Annotated in this window: 15 protein-coding genes; 7 read left to right on the top strand and 8 right to left on the bottom strand. The window is 72.4% G+C overall.

What is annotated here, in order from left to right; translation table 11 throughout:
• Positions 1-136 precede the first annotated feature (136 nt).
• Positions 137-2,944, bottom strand: coding sequence for a preprotein translocase subunit SecA (secA, locus tag ACZ4VT_RS32965; RefSeq protein WP_467955085.1), 2,808 nt, complete (start codon positions 2,942-2,944; stop codon positions 137-139).
• A gap of 241 nt (positions 2,945-3,185) precedes the next feature.
• Here secA and ACZ4VT_RS32960 point away from each other — a divergent pair, with 241 nt between their 5' ends.
• Complete coding sequence (locus ACZ4VT_RS32960) at positions 3,186-3,767, top strand: GNAT family N-acetyltransferase (protein WP_467955084.1); 582 nt, start codon at positions 3,186-3,188, stop codon at positions 3,765-3,767.
• Positions 3,768-3,776: 9 nt separating this feature from the next.
• Positions 3,777-4,940, top strand: a complete 1,164-nt coding sequence (locus ACZ4VT_RS32955) for a winged helix-turn-helix domain-containing protein (RefSeq protein ID WP_467955083.1) — start codon at positions 3,777-3,779, stop codon at positions 4,938-4,940.
• Positions 4,941-4,981: 41 nt separating this feature from the next.
• On the opposite strand, the gene ACZ4VT_RS32950 is transcribed toward ACZ4VT_RS32955, so the two are convergent.
• The 6 genes from ACZ4VT_RS32950 to mtrA form a co-directional block, all read right to left on the bottom strand.
• Entirely contained in the window at positions 4,982-5,734 is a 753-nt protein-coding gene (locus tag ACZ4VT_RS32950) for a response regulator (RefSeq protein WP_467955082.1), read from the bottom strand.
• A 193-nt stretch (positions 5,735-5,927) separates the two neighbouring features.
• Positions 5,928-6,623, bottom strand: a complete 696-nt coding sequence (hpf, locus tag ACZ4VT_RS32945) for a ribosome hibernation-promoting factor, HPF/YfiA family (protein WP_467955107.1) — start codon at positions 6,621-6,623, stop codon at positions 5,928-5,930.
• A gap of 292 nt (positions 6,624-6,915) precedes the next feature.
• Entirely contained in the window at positions 6,916-7,713 is a 798-nt protein-coding gene (locus tag ACZ4VT_RS32940; RefSeq protein WP_467955081.1) for a ComF family protein, read from the bottom strand.
• Positions 7,714-7,799: 86 nt separating this feature from the next.
• A complete protein-coding gene (locus ACZ4VT_RS32935; RefSeq protein WP_467955080.1) occupies positions 7,800-9,665 on the bottom strand; it encodes an LpqB family beta-propeller domain-containing protein in 1,866 nt (621 codons plus the stop codon).
• Positions 9,655-11,610: an MtrAB system histidine kinase MtrB gene (mtrB, locus tag ACZ4VT_RS32930; protein ID WP_467955079.1), complete on the bottom strand. Its 1,956-nt coding sequence runs from the start codon at positions 11,608-11,610 to the stop codon at positions 9,655-9,657. The genes ACZ4VT_RS32935 and mtrB overlap by 11 nt, the downstream gene beginning before the upstream one ends.
• 1 nt (position 11,611) lies before the next feature.
• Complete coding sequence (gene mtrA, locus ACZ4VT_RS32925; protein WP_189747360.1) at positions 11,612-12,301, bottom strand: two-component system response regulator MtrA; 690 nt, start codon at positions 12,299-12,301, stop codon at positions 11,612-11,614.
• A gap of 257 nt (positions 12,302-12,558) precedes the next feature.
• On the opposite strand from mtrA, the gene ACZ4VT_RS32920 reads away from it, so the two are divergent.
• From ACZ4VT_RS32920 to ACZ4VT_RS32900, 5 genes are all read left to right on the top strand, one after another.
• Complete coding sequence (locus ACZ4VT_RS32920; RefSeq protein WP_467955078.1) at positions 12,559-13,800, top strand: glycerophosphoryl diester phosphodiesterase membrane domain-containing protein; 1,242 nt, start codon at positions 12,559-12,561, stop codon at positions 13,798-13,800.
• A complete protein-coding gene (locus tag ACZ4VT_RS32915; protein ID WP_467955077.1) occupies positions 13,800-14,435 on the top strand; it encodes a DUF4129 domain-containing protein in 636 nt (211 codons plus the stop codon). The genes ACZ4VT_RS32920 and ACZ4VT_RS32915 overlap by 1 nt, the downstream gene beginning before the upstream one ends.
• Positions 14,436-14,764: 329 nt before the next feature.
• Positions 14,765-16,207 (top strand): DUF4350 domain-containing protein, encoded by a 1,443-nt coding sequence (locus ACZ4VT_RS32910; protein ID WP_467955076.1) that lies wholly within the window; start codon positions 14,765-14,767, stop codon positions 16,205-16,207.
• Positions 16,204-17,190 carry an AAA family ATPase gene (locus ACZ4VT_RS32905; protein WP_362814579.1) on the top strand — a complete coding sequence of 329 codons (987 nt, stop codon included), beginning with the start codon at positions 16,204-16,206 and terminating at the stop codon, positions 17,188-17,190. Before ACZ4VT_RS32910 ends, ACZ4VT_RS32905 begins: the two co-directional genes overlap by 4 nt.
• The gene (locus ACZ4VT_RS32900) at positions 17,190-18,500 is read left to right on the top strand and encodes a DUF58 domain-containing protein (RefSeq protein ID WP_467955075.1); all 1,311 of its coding nucleotides are present in this window, start codon (positions 17,190-17,192) and stop codon (positions 18,498-18,500) included. The genes ACZ4VT_RS32905 and ACZ4VT_RS32900 overlap by 1 nt, the downstream gene beginning before the upstream one ends.
• A 7-nt stretch (positions 18,501-18,507) precedes the next feature.
• On the opposite strand, the gene ACZ4VT_RS32895 is transcribed toward ACZ4VT_RS32900, so the two are convergent.
• Positions 18,508-18,774 (bottom strand): hypothetical protein, encoded by a 267-nt coding sequence (locus ACZ4VT_RS32895; RefSeq protein ID WP_467955074.1) that lies wholly within the window; start codon positions 18,772-18,774, stop codon positions 18,508-18,510.
• Positions 18,775-19,307 lie beyond the last annotated feature (533 nt).

Genomic DNA, 19,307 nt, shown 5'->3' with positions numbered 1-19,307 from the left:
GTGTTGGGGGGGGTGGGGGGGGGGGGGGGGGGGGGGGGGGGGGGGAGGACGGGCCTCTCCCCCTCAGCGAGGGGGGGGGGTGCGCCCCCCCCCCCCCCTCCCCCCCCCCCCGCCCGACCGCTCGACCCCGCAGGGGTCACTTCTTGCGGCGCCGCCCGCCGGCGGCCTTCGCCGCCTTGCGCCGCTCCGCCCGCGTCATCCCGTCGCCGTCGCCACCCGCGCCCTCGGACGCGAAGTCGCCCTCGACGACACCGCCCTCGCCGTCCACGGTCGGCGCCGAGAAGTGCAGCCGGTCCGGCCGCTGCGGAGCGTCCAGCCCCTTCGCCCGGATCTCCGGACGCCCGGCCCCGGCCGCCGCCGGCTCCTTCGTCAGCGAAGGCGCCGCGTCCTGCACCGGAAGCTCCTCGACCTGCTGCTCGACCTGGACCTCCAGGTTGAACAGGTAGCCGACGGACTCCTCCTTGATGCCCTCCTGCATGGCGTTGAACATGTCGAAGCCCTCGCGCTGGTACTCGACCAGCGGGTCCTTCTGGGCCATCGCCCGCAGGCCGATGCCCTCCTGCAGGTAGTCCATCTCGTACAGGTGCTCACGCCACTTGCGGTCGAGCACCGACAGGACCACGCGCCGCTCCAGCTCACGCATGATCTCGGAGCCGAGCGTCTTCTCGCGGGTCTCGTACTGCTCGTGGATGTCGTCCTTGACGGACTCCGCGATGAACTCGGCGGTGATGCCCGCGCGGTCGCCCGCGGCCTCCTCCAGCTCCTCGATGGTGACCTTCACCGGGTAGAGCTGCCGGAAGGCGCTCCACAGCCGCTCCAGGTCCCACTCCTCGGCGAAGCCCTCGACCGTCTCGGCCGCGATGTACGCGTCGATGGTGTCGTCCATCATGAAGCGGACCTGCTCCTGGAGGTCCTCGCCCTCCAGGACGCGGCGGCGCTCGGCGTAGATGACCTCGCGCTGGCTGTTGAGGACCTCGTCGTACTTCAGGACGTTCTTGCGCGTCTCGAAGTTCTGGGTCTCGACCTGCGACTGGGCCGACGCGATCGCGCGCGTCACCATCTTGTTCTCGATCGGCACGTCGTCCGGCACGTTCGCCATCGCCATGACGCGCTCGACCATCTGCGCCTTGAACAGGCGCATCAGGTCGTCGCCCAGAGACAGGTAGAAGCGGGACTCGCCCGGGTCGCCCTGTCGGCCGGAGCGGCCGCGCAGCTGGTTGTCGATGCGGCGCGACTCGTGGCGCTCGGTGCCCAGCACGTACAGCCCGCCGAGGTCCTTGACCTCCTCGAACTCGGCCTTCACGGCCGCCTCGGCCCGGGTGAGCGCCGCGGGGAGGGCGTGCGCCCACTCCTCGATGTGCTCCTCCGGGTCCAGGCCCTGCTGGCGCAGCTCGGCCTCGGCGAGGTCGTCCGGGTTGCCGCCGAGCTTGATGTCCGTACCGCGGCCGGCCATGTTCGTGGCGACGGTGACGGCGCCGCGGCGGCCGGCCTGGGCGACGATCGTCGCCTCACGGTCGTGCTGCTTGGCGTTGAGCACCTCGTGCGGGATGCCGCGCTTGGAGAGCTGCTGGGAGAGGTACTCGGACTTCTCGACCGACGTCGTACCGACGAGGATCGGCTGGCCCTTCTCGTGCTTCTCCGCGATGTCGTCGACGACGGCGGCGAACTTCGCGACCTCGGTCCGGTAGATCAGGTCCGGCTGGTCCTTGCGGACCATGTCGCGGTTGGTCGGGATCGGGACGACACCGAGCTTGTAGATCTGGTGGAACTCGGCGGCCTCGGTCATGGCCGTACCGGTCATGCCCGACAGCTTCGAGTAGAGGCGGAAGAAGTTCTGCAGGGTGATCGTGGCGAGGGTCTGGTTCTCGTCCTTGATGTCCACCCCTTCCTTCGCCTCGATCGCCTGGTGCATGCCCTCGTTGTAGCGGCGGCCGGCGAGGATACGGCCGGTGTGCTCGTCGACGATCATGACTTCGCCGTCGATGACGACGTAGTCCTTGTCGGCCTTGAAGAGCTCCTTGGCCTTGATCGCGTTGTTCAGGTAACCGACGAGCGGGGTGTTCACCGACTCGTAGAGGTTCTCGATGCCGAGCCAGTCCTCGACCTTGGCGACGCCGGTCTCGTGGATGGCGACGGTGCGCTTCTTCTCGTCGACCTCGTAGTCGCCGGTCTCCTCGATGCCCTTCAGCGGCTGGCCGGCCTCGCCCTTGGTCAGGCGGGTCACCAGCTTCGCGAAGTCGCCGTACCACTTCGTGGCCTGGTCGGCCGGGCCGGAGATGATCAGGGGGGTACGGGCCTCGTCGACGAGGATCGAGTCGACCTCGTCGACCACGGCGAAGTTGTGGCCGCGCTGGACGAGCTCGTCCTGGGACCACGCCATGTTGTCGCGCAGGTAGTCGAAGCCGAACTCGTTGTTCGTGCCGTAGGTGATGTCGCAGTTGTACTGCTCGCGGCGCTGCGCCGGCGACATGTTCGCCAGGATGCAGCCGACCTCCAGGCCGAGGAACTTGTGCACCCGGCCCATCAGCTCGGAGTCGCGCTCGGCGAGGTAGTCGTTCACCGTGATCAGGTGGACGCCCTTGCCGGACAGCGCGTTCAGGTACGCGGGCAGCGTGCCGACGAGGGTCTTGCCCTCACCGGTCTTCATCTCGGCAACGTAGCCGAGGTGCAGCGCCGCGCCACCCATGATCTGGACGTCGTAGTGCCGCTGGCCGAGGACGCGCTTGGCCGCCTCGCGTACGGTCGCGAAGGCCTCGGGCAGCAGGTCGTCCAGGCTCTCGCCGTCCTGGAAGCGCTGCTTGTACTCGTCCGTGAGTGCTCGCAACTCGGCGTCGGAGAGGTTGACGAAGTCCTCTTCGATGGAGTTGACCTGGTCCGCGATGCGGTGCAGTTTGCGCAGGATCTTGCCTTCGCCTGCACGCATGAGCTTGTTGAAGACGGACACCGAGGTTTGTCTCCTTGCCGGTCGGGCCTGGGCACTGTACGTACCGCGGGCACGGCAGGTGGGCCCCACCGCAACGGCCATCGTAAGCGAGGACGTGGCCACGTCGGGAGGTCCGCCGTTCCCGTGGGGGCACGGGTGCCCGGATTGAGAACGTACGGGGCACACGGAAGGTGCCGCATCCCCCGGGGGGATTCCCGAAAAGTGTTCGCTCCGGGCACCCCGGCGGCAGCAGAATCCGTTCATGGAGCCCATCACACTCACCACGGACCGGCTGGTATTGCGGCCTTTCGCCGCCGCCGACGAGGACGAGGTCCACGCGGCGGCTCAGGACCCGGACATCCAGCGCTGGACCCTGGTCCCCTCCCCGTACGAGCGTGCGCACGCGCACGCCTTCGTGAACGAGCTCGTGCCGAACGGCTGGCGCGAGGACACGGGCTACCCCTTCGCCGTCCGCCTCGGAGCCGGGGGCCCGCTGGTCGCGGCCGTCGGCGTGCACGTGCACGGCGCCGAGTCGTACGAGATCGGCTACTGGGCGGTGAAGGAACACCGCGGCCGGGGCTACACGACCGAGGCCGTGACGGCCGTCGCGCACTGGGCCTTCACCGCGCTCGGCGCCACCCGGCTCGAATGGCGCGCCGAGCTGGGCAACACGGGCTCGAAGGCCGTGGCCGAGAAGGCCGGCTTCCAGGTCGAGGGGGTTCTGCGCGCCGGCATCGAGCAGCGGGGCACCTCCCGCGACTGCTGGGTCGGCGCCCTGCTCCCCTCCGACCTCGGCCTGCCCTCCCGGCTGCCGTACCTGCCCGCTGTCAGTGGCCCCGCCTAGGGTGCGGGCATGACTGCGCTCTCCCTCTCCGCCGACGACGCCCGCCGGATCGCCCTGCGCGCACAGGGATTCCTCGGTGCGCCCGACCGCCGCGGAGGTGTGCGCGGGGTCCTGCGCCACCTGGGCGCCGTACAGCTGGACACCATCTCGGTGCTGGCCCGCTCGCACGAGCTCATCCCGTACGCACGCCTCGGCGCGGTCGGCCGCGAGACCGTGGAGCGGGCGTACTGGTCCGACCGTCACGCCTTCGAGTACTGGTCGCACGCGGCCTGCATCCTGCCGATCGAGGAATGGCCGCATTTCGCCTTCCGCCGCCGGGCCAACCGGGCGCGCGGCCACCGCTGGCACATCCTCCAGGACAAGGAGCACTCGACGCGGGCGGTCCTGGACCGGCTGACGTCCGACGGCCCGCTGACCTCCACCGAACTGGGCGGCGCGAAGAACGGCGGCGAGTGGTTCGAGTGGTCCGAGACCAAGATCGCGGTGGAGTGGCTCCTCGACACCGGCGCGGTGGTCTGCGGCGAGCGCCGCGGCTGGAAGCGGGTCTACGACCTGCCCGAGCGGGCCGTTCCGGACGCGCTGCTCCACGACGACCTGGACGACCGCGAGTGCATGCGCCGCCTGGTCGCCCTGGCCGGCCGGTCCCTGGGCGTCGGCACCCGCGCCGACATCGCGGACTATCACCGCCTCAAGGGGGATCAGTTCGACGCGGTGGTCGCCGACTCCGGGCTGGTCCCGGTCGAGGTCGAGGGCTGGGCCAAGCCCGCCTGGGCCGATCCCGCCGCCCTCGCGACGGCTCCCCGGGGCCGCCACCGCACGACGCTGCTGTCGCCCTTCGACTCCCTGGTCTGGGACCGCCCCCGCACGGAGCGGATCTTCGGCTTCACCCACCGCCTGGAGGCGTACGTCCCCAAGCCCAAGCGGATTCACGGGTACTTCGCGATGCCGCTGCTGGCGGGCGGCCGGCTCCAGGGCCGCGTGGACCCGGCCCGCGAGGGCCGCACGCTGGTCGCCCGGCAGCTCTCGCTGACCTCCCCGAAGGCGGCCGGCCCGATGGCGCGGGCCCTGCGGGAAGCGGCGGAGTGGGTCGGCTGCGAGGACGTACGGATCGAGCGCGCGGGCTCGCCCGCGGAGGCGGCGGCCGTCACGGCGGAGCTCGCCGCGCTCTCGTAGTGCCTTGTCAGCTGGTCTTGTCCGGGCCCGGTCGGTCCGGCTCAGCGGATTTCGAGGATCTTCTCGCGCATCGCGTAGACCACGGCCTCCATCCGGGAGTGCAGCTGCAGCTTCTCCAGGATGTTGCGGACGTGGTTCTTCACCGTGTTCTCGGAGATGAACAACTCCTTCGCGATGTCACGGTTGTTCATGCCGGTGGCCACCAGCTTGAGGACCTCCAGCTCCCGGTCCGTCAGCCTGGGCGCCGGCACGAGCCGGCGCTCGTCGGTGCGCTGGATCATCGACTTGAACTCGGTGAGCAGCTTGGACGCCATCGACGGGCTGATCTGGGACTGGCCGTCGGCGACCGCGCGGATCGCCGTGGCCACCTCGTCCGTCGAGATCTCCTTCAGGAGGTACCCGGTCGCGCCCGCCTTGATCGCGTCGTAGAGGTCCGCCTCCTCGTCGCTGATCGTCAGCATGATGATCTTCGCGGAGGGGGCCACCTCCTTGATCGAGGTGCACGCCTCGATCCCGCCGCGCCGGGGCATCCGCACGTCCATCAGCACGATGTCCGGCAGCAGGTCGGCCGCCTTGTCCACCGCCTCCGCGCCGTCCCCGGCCTCGCCGACGACCTGGATGTCCTCCTCCTGCGCGAGGACGATCTCCAGCCCCCGCCGGAAGAGTGCGTGGTCGTCGACCACGAGCACCCGGATCGGTTCCCCGGCCGGCGAGGCGCCGGACTCCGCCGACAGGTCCGCGCCACGGCAGCCCGCGCCGTCGTCCCCGCGCACCGGCCCGAAGCTGTCCGCCATCGTTCCTCCCCCTGCATGTGCTGAGCTGCTGGGCCAACCGGACACACACCGCGACCGGTTGACTGCCCGCCATGATTCCATGCCCGCGCCACGGCGCGGGGGGTCACCGAGGACCCGCCTGGCGCAATACCCGTCATGCAGGTGCCCCCGCGGAGACGCCGGAGCGTCTCCGCGGGGGCAACGAACGGCCGGTTCAGCCGCCGAGCGCGCCGCCGGCGCCGCCTCGCGGCTCCTCCGAGCTGGAGGCCCCGTCGGGGTTCACGTGGATGACGCCGTAGTCGTACGCGTGACGCCGGTAGACCACGCTGGGCAGCTTCGTCTCGGAGTCGACGAACAGATAGAAGTCGTGGCCCACCAGCTCCATCTCGTACAGAGCCTGGTCGAGCGACATGGGTGCGGCCGAGTGGGTCTTCTCGCGGACGATGAGCGGGCCTTCGCCCTGCACTTCGATGGATCCGATCCGGGTGATCGGAACCCCTTCCGCCTTCTCCTCGGTGACCACCTGGCCACTGCCGTTGAGCGACGCGACGCCCGGCACGACGTCGGCGACCTCCGCCGCCGAGAGCCGGCCGTTGCCACGGCGGGTGTAGCGCTTGTCGTGCTGCTTGCGCAGCCGGGCCTCCAGCTTGTCCTGAGCGAGGTCGAGCGCCGCGTACGGGTCGGCGGCGGCGGCCTCGGCCCGGATCACCGGGCCCCGCGAACGCAGGGTGATCTCCACGCGGTCGGAACGGTCGGCCTGACGCGGGTTGTGCTCCTTGGACACCTCGACGTCCAAGCTGATCACCTTGGCGTCGAGCTTCTGGATCCGCTCCGGATTCAGCTTCTCGGCCACGTGCTTGCGGAACCGCTCGGGCACTTCGGTCTTGCGGCCCTTGACGACGATGTCCACGCAGAACTCCGTTCCCGGATAGCTCCGCCCGACGGGGCGAAGCGTCTCCCTTTCGCACCAGACTCCGGTGAAGGCCGGAGCCTCGGACTTGGCGACTTTCACCTCCTCCTCCCCCATCGGCAAGATCGACACCCACCGACTTCGGAGTCGAGAGACAGCCTCCTGAGTTCCTTACAACCGAACATATCCCTCTATGACGGTTGTCGGCACCCGCTACCGGAATGTACTTCCAGTCAAGTGGCTGTTCCCTCGTACTACCTGCAACGATGGGCCTTCCCCGCCAGTTCCAAATCTATTCACGGGATTGTTGACCTGTACGCGTAGCAGGCCGGCGGGACACCGCCCCGGGGAGCCGGCCGAAGGAGTCCGCGGGCGCGGCGACCACCGCTGCCCGCAGTACGTCTCCCGGGCCCGTGGTGAGCCCGGCCGCGCGCACCGCCCGGGCCGCCTCCGCCAGCGTCGCCCCGGTGGTGATCAGGTCGTCCACGAGCACGATCTCGGCCCCGTCCGTCAGCCGCGCCCCGTCCCGGCACACCACCAGCGCCCCCGCGAGGTTCTCCCGGCGCTGCCGGGCCCCGAGACCCGCCTGGTCCGCCACCGCCCGCCGCAGCCGCAGTACGGGCGCCACGCGCGCGGGAACACCGGCCCGCCGCAGCCGTCCGGCGGCCGCCAGGGCGATCCTGCGCGCCGGATCGTGCCCGCGCGCCCGCACCTGCCGCCGCGCCGACGGCACCGGCACCAGGGCCACTTCCGGCGCGGGCGGGCCCGCACGGACCGGACCACCCGCCGGACCACCCGCCGGACCGCCCGCCAGGACGGCCGCCGCCAGGGCCTCGCCGAGCACCCCGGCCAACGGCAGTGCCCCGCGCTCCTTGTGAGCCAGCAGGAGGGCCCGTACGCCCCCCTCGTAGACGGCGGCGGCCCGCACCACCGGCAGGCCCCCGGGGCGCGGAGAAGGCCGCACCGGCTCCGCGCCGGCCCCGCTCAGCGCTTCCCGGCAGCCCGCGCACACCAGCACCCGGACCGCTCCGCAGCCGGCGCAGTCGACCGGCAGGACCAGCCCGGCCAGCTCCTGACACCACCCGCGCACCCCTCCACACTGACGGACCCCGACGGAGCCCGCCACCCCTGTGGACGGAGCCGCGGGCGAGCCCGCAGCCGCGCCTCAGCCGCCGCTCAGCCCGGGTACACCGGAGCCTTGCCGCCCACCGCCACCGTGCGCCACTGCGCGCCCGGAGGCAGGTACACGATCCCGTCCTCCGAGTACGCCACCACCGGCTTCGGCTTCGACTCGTCCTCCGAGGCCGCGGCCGCGACCGCGGACAGCCCGGCCGCCCCCGGCAGGCTCGCCGCGACCATCGAACCGTCCGCCAGCATGTAGCGGGCCTGCTGCACTCCGCGGCTCTCCCGGCCCACCACGAGCAGCCGCCCGTGCGGCGCCCAGCTCATCGTCGTCACGTCCGCCATCTGCGGGGCGGCCGGGCGCAGCTCGCGCACCGACACCGCCGAGGCATCGCCCTTGCCATCGGGCCGTTCGATCCGCCCGACGTACAGGTTCTTGCGGCCGCTCCTCTCCACGAGGAGCGCGATCCGCACCCCGTCGGAAGAGGCCTTCAGCGAGGCGATCCGCCCGCCGTCCAGCCCGGCCACCTGCACCTTCTCCGGGGTTCCGGCCCCGCCGGGCACCCGCCACAGCCCCGGGTGCTGCGGATCGGCGTCCGCGACCCACAGGTCGCCGGCCGCGTCCCAGCTGGGCGCCGTCAGTGTGCTGCCCTTGCCGACCGGCAGCGGTTGCGGCATGGGCCCGCCGCCCACCAGGGGCACCACGTACAGCCCGTGCCCGTCCTCGGAGACCACCGCCGCGCGCCGCTCGTCGTACGTGACGGCCGCCGAGCCGACCTTGAAGACGGGCGTCGTGGTCAGCGGCCCCGGCACCACCTCGGCCCGCTGCTGTTCCTCGCTGGTCACGTCCAGCTTCATCCGGACCAGGCGCTTCTGGTCGTCGACGAAGTACTGGTAGTCGGGAATCCGGGGCCGGTTGGCGATCGCGGCCGCGTTCAGCTCGGTCACCGAGCACAGCGAGGACGACTTGTCGTCGGAGCGCAGGATCTCGACCTGGTCGAGCCGGGAGCCCGTCAGGTCCTTCACCGTGTACAGGAGTTGGGTGGCCATCTTCTTGCACTGCGGCTGGGCGACGTTGTCGGCCTTGTCGTTGAGGGGCACCCGCAGCGTGTTCTGGCCGTCGTACGAAAGGGACTTGGTGCCCTCGCGCAGTTCCGTGCCCGTCGGGAAGCTGGACTCGACGACGGGGCCGAGCCACCTGGACGGCCCGGCGAGCAGCGACTGCACCGTCTGCGTGGTGGGGTCCATCCGCGAGTCCGGGTCGGTGCGCTGGCGCACGTAGACGGGGTCGGCGACGAGCGTGCCGCCCGCGAAGTAGTACTTGTTGACCGGCATGTAGATGCGCTGGAAGTCCGACTCGCTGAGCACGAGACCGTTGGGCGGCGACGAGATCCGCCACTGCTTGTCCTCGTCCTGGACGAGCTGGAGGTACTCCTCGTACTTCTCGCCGCCGGTCTGCGGCTGGTACGCGCTGCGCTCGTCCACGGTCGCGAGCTTCGTGCCGGTCACCTTCCAGCGCGGCCCGTCCGGGTCCTTCTCGCCGCGGATCGAGACCCGGTCCAGGCCGGACGAGAGCACGGTGACGGCGGAGCCGGGCTTCCAGCTCTTCGCGGCCTCCGCGGTGAGGTACTTCCGGGCGGTCTCCAGCTGCGGGTCGTCGCTGGTCATCGCCTCCAGGAAGCCGTCGACGATGTCGGCCGCGCTCGCCTTGTCGGCGGGCGGTACGCCGAACACCCGGACCTGGGAGTCGACGCCCTGCGAGGCCTGCACCGGGCGGATCTCGCCGTGGTCGGGCATGGAGGCGCAGCCGGCGAGCAGCAGCCCGGCCGCGCCGAAGGCGTACGCCCGCAGGGTGCGCAGCCGCCGGCCCCGCACCCGCGCGCCGCCCCCGGGCCGCGCGTTCTCGGGCTCAGCGTCCATCGGCTCGGTCCTCCTGTTGTGGCTGCTCGGCCGGGCGGGCCACCACCCGGGCCCCGTTCCCCGGCAGGGCCGTCGGGTCGGCGGGCACCGGCAGCGCTCCGGTGACCGGCGACCGCGGCGGTATCGGCGAGCGGTCGCCGGGGTCCGCGGCCGGGCGGTCCGCCGTACGGCCCGCGGCCTCGGCGGCGGCCCTGGCCCGGTTGGCCCGGGAGTCCTCGGGCTCCAGCGGGATGGGAGAGCCCCGCAGCGGCTCGTCGGCCGTGCGCGGCAGCGTCAGACGGAACTGCGAGCCGCCGCCCGGCTCGCCCCAGGCCTGGAGCCAGCCGCCGTGCAGCCGGGCGTCCTCGACGGCGATGGACAGGCCGAGGCCGGTCCCGCCGGTCGTGCGCGCCCGCGCCGGGTCGGCCCGCCAGAAGCGGTTGAAGACGCGGGTGGCCTCGCCGGGCTTCAGCCCGACGCCGTAGTCCCGTACGGCGACGGCGACGGCCCCGCCCGCGGACGCCAGCCGGACCACCACATCGCGGCCCTCGCCGTGTTCCACGGCGTTGACGACGAGGTTGCGCAGCACCCGCTCCACGCGCCGCGCGTCGGCCTCGGCGATGACCGGCTGGGTGTCGCCGAGGACCCGGATCCGCGTGCCCTTGTGCTCGGCGAGCGGCTCGGCCCCGTCGATGACACGGCGCACGACCTCGCGCAGGTCGATCGGCTCGGCCTCCAGGGCCGCGGCCCCGGCGTCGAAGCGGCTGATCTCCAGCAGGTCGGCGAGGAGCGACTCGAAGCGGTCCAGCTGGCCGGCGAGCAGCTCGGCCGAGCGCGCGGTGATCGGGTCGAAGTCCACCCGGGCGTCGTGGATGACGTCGGCCGCCATCCGTACCGTCGTCAGCGGGGTGCGCAGCTCGTGCGAGACGTCCGAGACGAACCGGCGCTGCATCCGCGACAGCTCCTCCAGCTGCTGGATCTTCAGCTGGAGGTTCTGCGCCATCTTGTTGAAGGCCTCGCCCAGACGCGCGATGTCGTCCTCGCCGGTGACCTTCATCCGCTCCTGGAGCCGCCCGGCCGAGAGCCGCTCGGCGATCCCGGCGGCCATCCGCACGGGGGTCACCACCTGCCGTACGACGAGCCAGGCGATGCCGCAGAGCAGGACGACGACGAACAGGCCCGCGGTCACGATGGTGACCTTGATCAGGTTGAGGGACTCCTGCTCCTGCGTGAGCGGGAAGAGGTAGTACAGGTCGTACGGGTCCCCGTTGATGTCGGTGAGCCGCTTGCCCACGACCAGCGCCGGCTCGGGGGCCTTGTCCCCGGACCCCGCGGTGTAGCGGATCTCGGAGAAGGTCTTGAAGGCCCCGGTGGCGTGGTTGACGGCCCGGCGCAGCTTGACGGGCACGCTGGCGGTCGGATCGACGTTGCCCGAGGCACGGGCGCCCTTGACGCCCTGCGTCCCGGGCAGGGTCTGCTCCCCGGTGCCGGCGCCGAGCGCGACGACCTCGAAGGCGGTCTGGCCGCCACTGGCCAGCTGCTTGACGAGGGAGTTCATCCAGGTGCTGGCGTCCCGGCCGACCTTGTTGTCGGTGGCATCGGGCCCGTCCACGGTCGCGGGGGCGTTCGCCTTCTCCTGCGCGACCGCGAACCCGCCCGCCGCCTGGCTCTGCGCCGCCTGCTCCTTGGCCTCCAGCAGCCCCCTGCTGACCTGGGCGATCACGACGACGCCCAGGGCGAGGACCACCGCCAGCGAGATCAGCAGGGTGGCGGCGACCACCCGGAGCTGGATGTTGCGGCGCCACAGCCGGACAGCCGGAACCAGCGGCCGGCGTACGAGGCGTACGCACAGCCGCAGCACCGGGCTGCCGGGCGCTCCGTCCTGGAACGGCCGGCCGGCCCAGAGGCTGCGCCAGCGGGAGCCGCCGCGGCCGCTGCCGGACGCGGCGGACTTGCCGGACTGCACCTCAGCTGGGTCCGGCCTTGTAGCCGACACCGCGCACCGTCACGACGATCTCGGGGCGCTCAGGGTCCTTCTCCACCTTGGAGCGCAGGCGCTGCACGTGCACGTTCACCAGCCGGGTGTCCGCGGCGTGCCGGTAGCCCCAGACCTGCTCCAGCAGCACCTCCCGGGTGAACACCTGCCAGGGCTTGCGCGCCAGGGCGACCAGCAGGTCGAACTCGAGCGGGGTCAGGGCGATGGAGGCACCGTCGCGCTTGACCGAGTGCCCGGCCACGTCGATGACCAGGTCACCGATGGCCAGCTGCTCGGGCGCGGGCTCCTCCGAACGGCGCAGACGGGCCCGGATGCGGGCCACCAGCTCCTTCGGCTTGAACGGCTTGACGATGTAGTCGTCGGCCCCGGACTCCAGGCCCACGACGACGTCCACCGTGTCGCTCTTGGCGGTGAGCATGACGATCGGCACACCGGACTCGGCCCTGATCAGCCTGCACACCTCTATGCCGTCCCGTCCGGGCAGCATGAGGTCGAGCAGTACCAGGTCCGGCTTCGCCTCCCGGAAGGCAGCAAGTGCCTTGTCACCGTCCGCTACGAACGACGGCTCAAAACCTTCTCCACGCAGCACAATGCCGAGCATCTCGGCCAGCGCGGTGTCGTCGTCGACGACAAGGACGCGTCCCTTCATGGTTGACATCATCCCATTAGCTAATCGTTACCCGGCGGTGAGCTGTCCCACAGCCAAAAGGGCTGGAAATCGCCCCTCCGACCTGTGTGGAGATCAGGTCGACCAGTCTGCCCCGGATCCGGGCGACAATTGAAGGTAAGGGCTGCCGGAGCTCCGGGGGGACGGCCAGGGTCACGGGGGCCTCACAATCCCCTACTCCGTTCGGGACCCCCACGTGGCACGATGGCAGCGACCAGCGCCCCCGCCGCAGTGCACGTGAAGGAGCGACGATGAACGACTCTCCGGGCTGGGCTACGCCCGGATCCTCTCCGTCCGACGGCGATCGGCCGGGAACCCCCGCCGACCAGCCGGGCACCGACGGCGGCGCGCAGCAGCCCGACCGGCCCGCCGGCGACCCCAAGTGGTCCGCCGAGCAGCCGCCGCCCGGCCAGTGGTCGAGCCCGGGCACGCCCGAAGCCCCGCCGACACCGCCGCAGCCGGCCACAGGAGGCTGGGGACAGCCCCAGAACACCCCGTACGGAGCCCAGAACGGCCCCCAGTACGGCTACCCGGGCGGACCCGGCCAGTGGGGCGGCCCCGCGGCCGCCAAGCCCGGTGTGATCCCCCTGCGCCCCCTGGGCCTGGGCGAGATCCTCGACGGCGCGGTCGCCACCATGCGCACGCACTGGCGCTCGGTGCTGCCCATCACCCTGGTCGTGGCCACGGTCGTCCAGGTGATCGGCGTCTTCGTGCAGAGGTACATGCTGCAGGACCTCGTCCTCGCGCCGAGCGAGGACGTCACGGCCGAGCAGCTGGTCGACAGCCTCGGCAGCAGCCTCGGGGCGTCGGCGGTGACCGAGTTCATCCAGGTGCTCGGCACCATCGTGGTCACCGCGATGCTCACCATGGTCTTCAGCCGGGCGGTGCTCGGCCAGAACTCCTCGGTCTCCGCCGCCTGGCGCGACGCCCGCCCCCAGCTGCTGCGCCTGGTCGGGCTCACCCTGCTGCTGGCACTCGGCGCCCTCCTGATGGGTGCCGTACTGGTCCTGCCCGGCGTCCTCGCCGACAACATCGGCCTGATCGTCCTCGGCTTCGTCGTCTGGCTCCCCCTCCTCGTCTGGCTGGGGATCAGGTTCAGCCTGGCCTCGCCCGCCCTGATGCTGGAGAAGAGCACCGTCTTCAAGGCCTTCGCCCGCTCCTCGAAGCTGGTCAAGGGCGCCTGGTGGCGCGTCTTCGGCATCACGCTCCTCACCGGCTTCATCGCCTTCGTGCTCGCGGCGATCATCGTCACCCCGTTCCAGCTGATCGGCGCCCTGGCCTTCGGCGGTGGATTCGACGCCCTGCAGGACGGCAGCGCGGCGACCTCCTGGGGCCTGCTGATCTTCTCCGCCATCGGCCTGATCATCGCGCAGACCATCGTCATGCCGTTCCAGTCCGGCGTCACCGTCCTCCTCTACGTCGACCAGCGCATCCGGCGCGAGGGCCTCGACCTGGAGCTCGCCCGGGCGGCCGGCGTCGAGAACTACGGGTGATGCCCGCGGAGGTCCCGCCGGTGACGACACCGCGCGAAGCCGCCCGCGAGGCGGCCGAGCGCGAGCTGTCCAAGCCGATGTACCACGAGAACGACCCGAGCCTGCCCGACCGCGCGATCCGCGCGTTCTTCGACTGGCTCGACGACCTGTTCGGCGCCGCCTCCGGGGCAACCCCCGGAGGCCCCGTCGGCCTGATCGCCGTCGTCCTCCTGGTCGTCCTGGCCGCCGCCGCCCTGTGGTGGCGCCTGGGCTCCCCCCGCAGAACCACCACCACCCCGGGCACCCTCTTCGACGACGGCATCCGCGGCGCCGCCGACCACCGCAAGGCCGCCGACGCCCACGCCGCCGCCGGCCGGTGGACCGAAGCCGTCCAGGAACGCATGCGCGCCGTCGTCCGCTCCCTGGAGGAACGCACCCTCCTGGACCCCCGCCCGGGCCGCACCGCCGACGAGGCGGCCGCCGAGGCCGCCGTCTCCCTCCCCGCCCACGCCGAGGACCTCCGCGCCGCCGCCCGCACCTTCGACGAGGTCACCTACGGCGGCCGCACCGCCGACGCCGACACCTACGCCCGCCTCCGCACCCTCGACCTCACCCTCACCACCACCAAGCCCCTCCTGACGGGACCCACCCCATGACGCCCCCGACCGGCCCCACCCCGGCCAATGACGGGCCCATGACCACCGGAACACCGTGGCAACCCCCCCAGGGCAGGTCCGAAAGTCCACAGAGCGGTTCAGGCGAGGGCCCCGAGGCCAGCCCTTCCGACCCCCCGGGCGGTCCCGGCGGAGCCGGAAGCGCACCGGAACGATCCCCACAGAACCCCAACCACACCCAGCCCGAGCCATCCGACCCCCCGGGCTGTCCCGGCGGAGCCGGAGGCGCGCCGGAACGATCCCCGCAGAACCCCGACCACACCCAGCCCGGGCCATCCGACCCCCCGGGCGGTTTCGGCGGGGCCGGGTGTGTGTCGGGGCGATCCCCGCAGGGCGCCGAACGCACTTCCGCCAGACTCTCCGACCCCTCGTCACGTTCGGCGTCCGAGGAGACGTCCCGGCGCGCGCCCGGCCCCGCCGGAACCGCCCCCACCCACCACGGCCCCGGCACGGGCAGCCCCACCACCGGCCCCGGCGCAGACGGCCTCGCCACAGGCGGCCCCGGCACAGACGGCCCCAGCGCAGACGGCCTCGCCACAGATGGCCCCAGCACATGCGGCCCCGGCACGGACGGCCCCCGCGGCAAAGCGAACCGCACCCGCCGAGCCCTCCGCATCCTCGCCACCCTGGCCGTCCTCGCCACCGGCGTCACCATCCTGGCCGCCCTCAACTCCGGCACCCGCCACGGCTACCTCGACCCCCGCTCCGCCGACCCCCTCGGCAGCCGCGCCGTCGCCGAGCTCCTCAAGGACCGCGGCGTGACCACCCGCGTCGTCACCACCGCCGCCGAGGCCGCCGAGGCCACCGGCCCCCGCACCACCCTCCTGGTCACCGACCCCGACCGGCTCGGCACGACCCAGCGCCGCACCATCCGTTCGGCCATCGACCTCTCCGGCGGCCGCACCGTCCTGCTCGCCCCCGGCAGCCACGGCCTCGCCGACCTCTCCCCCGGCGTCCGCACCCAGGGCGACGCCACCACGAAAACCCCGGCCCCCGGCCCCGACTGCACCCTGCCCGCCGCGACCTCCGCCGGCCGCGCGGCGACCGGCGGCGGCCTGCGCTACACCACCACCCTCCCGGGAGCCACCGCCTGCTACCCCAGCGGCGGCCACCCCACCCTGCTCACCCTCCCGGCAGGGACCGGCGGCGACACCGTTCTCCTCGGATCCGAGACGATCCTCCTCAACGAGAGCCTCGCCGAGGAGGGCAACGCCTCCCTCGCGCTCCAACTCCTCGGCTCCCGCCCGGACCTCGTCTGGTACATGCCGTCCCTCGCGGACTCCGACCCGGACGCCGGCGCCGGCGAGGACAAGAGCCTCTTCGAACTGGTCCCGGACGGCTGGTCCTGGGCCCTGCTCCAGCTCTTCCTCGCCGCCGTCCTCGCAGCCCTGTGGCGCGCCCGCCGGCTCGGCCCCCTCGTCACCGAGAAGCTGCCCGTCGTCATCCGCGCCTCCGAGGCCACCGAGGGCCGCGCCCGCCTGTACCGCAAGGCCGGAGCCCGCGACCGCGCCGCCACCGTGCTGCGCGCCGCCACCCGCGAACGCCTCGCCGCCCTCACCGGCGTACCGCACAGCCGGGCCCACGACCCCGCCACCCTCGCCCCGGCGGTCTCCGCGCGCCTCAAGGACGGCACGCGGGACGGCACGCGGGACGTCACCGCCCTCCTCTTCGGCCCCACCCCCTCCGACGACGCGGCACTCGTCGCGCTCGCCGACCACCTCGACGCCCTCGAAAGAGAGGTCCGTACGTCATGACGTACCCGGCCACCGAGTCCGCGGCTGTGACCGCGGACAGCGCCCGCGCTTCCCTCGAAGCGCTCCGCACCGAGATCGGCAAGGCCGTGGTCGGCCAGGACTCGGCCGTCACCGGTCTCGTCGTCGCGCTCCTGTGCCGCGGCCACGTCCTCCTCGAAGGCGTCCCCGGCGTCGCGAAGACCCTTCTCGTACGGGCCCTCGCCGCTTCCCTCGAACTCGACACCAAACGCGTCCAGTTCACGCCCGACCTGATGCCGAGCGATGTGACCGGCTCCCTCGTCTACGACGCCCGCACCGCCGAGTTCTCCTTCCAGAACGGCCCGGTCTTCACCAACCTCCTCCTCGCGGACGAGATCAACCGCACGCCCCCGAAGACCCAGTCCTCCCTCCTGGAGGCGATGGAGGAACGCCAGGTCACGGTCGACGGCACCCCGCGCAAGCTCCCCGAGCCCTTCCTGGTCGCCGCCACCATGAACCCGGTCGAGTACGAGGGCACGTACCCGCTGCCGGAAGCCCAACTGGACCGCTTCCTCCTGAAGCTGACGGTCCCTCTGCCCTCCCGCGAGGAAGAGATCGGCGTCCTGACCCGCCACGCCGCCGGCTTCAACCCCCGCGACCTGCACGCCGCCGGCGTCCGCCCGGTCGCCGGCCCGGCCCAGCTCGAAGCGGCCCGCGAGGCCGTCGCCAAGGTCTCCGTGTCCCCCGAGATCGCCGGGTACGTCGTCGACATCTGCCGCGCCACCCGCGAATCGCCCTCGCTCACCCTCGGCGTCTCACCCCGCGGCGCGACCGCCCTGCTGGCCACCGCCCGCGCCTGGGCCTGGCTCACCGGCCGCGACTACGTCACCCCCGACGACGTCAAGGCCCTCTCCCTGCCGACCCTGCGCCACCGCGTCCAGCTGCGCCCGGAAGCGGAGATGGAGGGAGTCACCGCCGACGCCGTCATCACGGCGATCCTCTCCCACGTCCCCGTCCCCCGCTGATGGCCCTCACCGGACGCGCCGCCCTGCTGGCGGCCCTCGGCAGCATTCCGGTCGGCGTCCTCGAACCGAGCTGGACGGGGATGCTCGCGGTCAACGGCCCGATCGCCCTGGCCTGCGCGGTCGACTACGCGCTGGCGGCGCCGGTCCGCGGCCTCGTGCTGGCCCGCTCGGGAGACACCTCGGTCCGCCTCGGCGAACCGGCGGACGTCCACCTCACCGTCACCAACCCCGGCAGCCGCACGCTACGGGCCCGCGTCCGCGACGCCTGGCCCCCGAGCAGCTGGCTCCCGGGCACGGAGTCCGCCGCCTCCCGCCACGAGGTGGTCGTCCCCGCGGGCGAACGCCGCCGGCTGACCACCCGTCTGCTCCCTACCCGCCGCGGCGACCGCCGCGCGGACCGCGTCACGATCCGCTCGTACGGGCCCCTGGGCCTGTGGGCCCGCCAGGGCTCACAGGAGTCCCCCTGGACGGTCCGGGTCCTGCCGCCCTTCAGCAGCCGCAAGCACCTTCCGTCCCGGCTGGCCCGGCTGCGCGAACTGGACGGCCGTACCAGCGTCCTGACGCGCGGTGAGGGCACCGAGTTCGCCAGCCTCCGCGACTACGTCCCCGGTGACGACACCCGCTCCATCGACTGGCGGGCCACCGCCCGCCAGCAGAAGGTGGCCGTCCGCACCTGGCGCCCCGAACGCGACCGGCACATCCTCATCTGCCTCGACACCGGCCGCACCTCGGCGGGCCGCGTCGGCGACGCCCCCCGCCTGGACTCCGCGATGGACGCCGCCCTGCTCCTCGCCGCCCTGGCCACCCGCGCCGGCGACCGCGTCGACCTGCTGGCCCACGACCGCCGTCCCCGCGCCCAGGTCCAGGGACGCGCGGCGGCCGACATCCTCCCGTCCTTCGTCAACGCGATGGCCTCCCTCGAACCCGAACTGGTCGAGACGGACGCCCGCACCCTGGTCTCCACCATCCTCCGCAGCGCCCCGCGCCGGTCCCTGGTGGTCCTTCTGACGAGCCTGGACGCGGCCCCGATCGAAGAGGGCCTGCTTCCGCTGCTCCCCCAGCTCACGCAACGCCACACGGTTCTGCTGGCGTCGGTCGCCGACCCGCACGTCGCGGAGATGACGGAGTCCCGCGGCAGCGTGGACGCGGTCTACGAAGCCGCGGCCGGCACGCAAGCCCAGGCCCAGCGCCGCCGCACCGCCGACCAGCTCTCCCGCCACGGCGTCCACGTGGTCGACGCCACCCCGGACACCCTGCCCCCAGCCCTGGCCGACGCCTACCTGTCTCTCAAGGCCGCCGGCCGCCTGTAGGAGTGCCCTAGTACTGCCAGCGCGGCTGGCTGCCGTCCAGCCGGCAGTGGATCAGGCGACCGTTCCCCGCGTGCGTGGACCGCCCCAGGTCGGCTTTCCGGCAGAACTGGCCCGCGTTGTAGCAGTTCCCGGCGTTGGAGACGATCTCGCACTCGGCCGTCGCCTGCCGGCTCGGCGCCTTCGTCGTGGGCGGAGCCGCCGACTTCGTCGCCTGCGTCGCGGCCGGCTTCGGATCGGCCGAGCGGGTCACCACCGGAACCGACGGGCTCGGCAAGGCCGCAGGAGAGGCGGAGGGCGTGGGTGTCGGTGATGGCGACGGCGACTCGGAAGGCTGCGCCGACGTCTGCGAAGGGACGGCCGACGCCGAGGAGGCGACCGGCGGCAGGGATACGGCCGGGCCGTCACCCTCCGCAGGACCACACGCGACGGAGACACCCGCCACCAGCAACCCGACCAGCACCCGCTGGACGAGCCCTCTCGTACGTCTTCCGTCCCGCTCGTGACTGCCGCTGGCTCTGCGCACCTGTACCCCCACCCGAAGCGTTCGAAGGAGGCACATCATATGAACGGATGTCCGCCCCCGAGGGGTTTCGCCCGAATCGGAACCTAGGCACCTGTTCGCGATCTCCATCGCCCGGCCCCGAAGGCGGCACGGTCATCGGGCCATCATCCACGACGGTCAGGATGCCGGAGTCGAGCACGATTCTCTCCGGAACGCAGAAAAGCCCCGCACCGAGCCCGAAGGCTTGGTGCGGGGCTTTCCCACAATGATTGTTCGGCGGCGTCCTACTCTCCCACAGGGTCCCC

This window comes from Streptomyces sp. NPDC029164 (assembly GCF_055563995.1).
Note: the sequence above shows the minus strand (reverse complement) of the source record. Positions and strands in the feature narration are given on the sequence as shown.

What these genes read in the sequence shown, in the direction of transcription:
- ACZ4VT_RS32960 (WP_467955084.1), top strand. Translation starts at nt 3,186, where the DNA reads ATGGAGCCCATCACACTCACCACGGACCGGCTGGTATTGCGGCCTTTC.
- ACZ4VT_RS32955 (WP_467955083.1), top strand. Translation starts at nt 3,777, where the DNA reads ATGACTGCGCTCTCCCTCTCCGCCGACGACGCCCGCCGGATCGCCCTG.
- ACZ4VT_RS32950 (WP_467955082.1), bottom strand. Translation starts at nt 5,734, where the DNA reads ATGGCGGACAGCTTCGGGCCGGTGCGCGGGGACGACGGCGCGGGCTGC.
- ACZ4VT_RS32935 (WP_467955080.1), bottom strand. Translation starts at nt 9,665, where the DNA reads ATGGACGCTGAGCCCGAGAACGCGCGGCCCGGGGGCGGCGCGCGGGTG.
- mtrA (WP_189747360.1), bottom strand. Translation starts at nt 12,301, where the DNA reads ATGATGTCAACCATGAAGGGACGCGTCCTTGTCGTCGACGACGACACC.
- ACZ4VT_RS32920 (WP_467955078.1), top strand. Translation starts at nt 12,559, where the DNA reads ATGAACGACTCTCCGGGCTGGGCTACGCCCGGATCCTCTCCGTCCGAC.
- ACZ4VT_RS32915 (WP_467955077.1), top strand. Translation starts at nt 13,800, where the DNA reads ATGCCCGCGGAGGTCCCGCCGGTGACGACACCGCGCGAAGCCGCCCGC.
- ACZ4VT_RS32905 (WP_362814579.1), top strand. Translation starts at nt 16,204, where the DNA reads ATGACGTACCCGGCCACCGAGTCCGCGGCTGTGACCGCGGACAGCGCC.
- ACZ4VT_RS32900 (WP_467955075.1), top strand. Translation starts at nt 17,190, where the DNA reads ATGGCCCTCACCGGACGCGCCGCCCTGCTGGCGGCCCTCGGCAGCATT.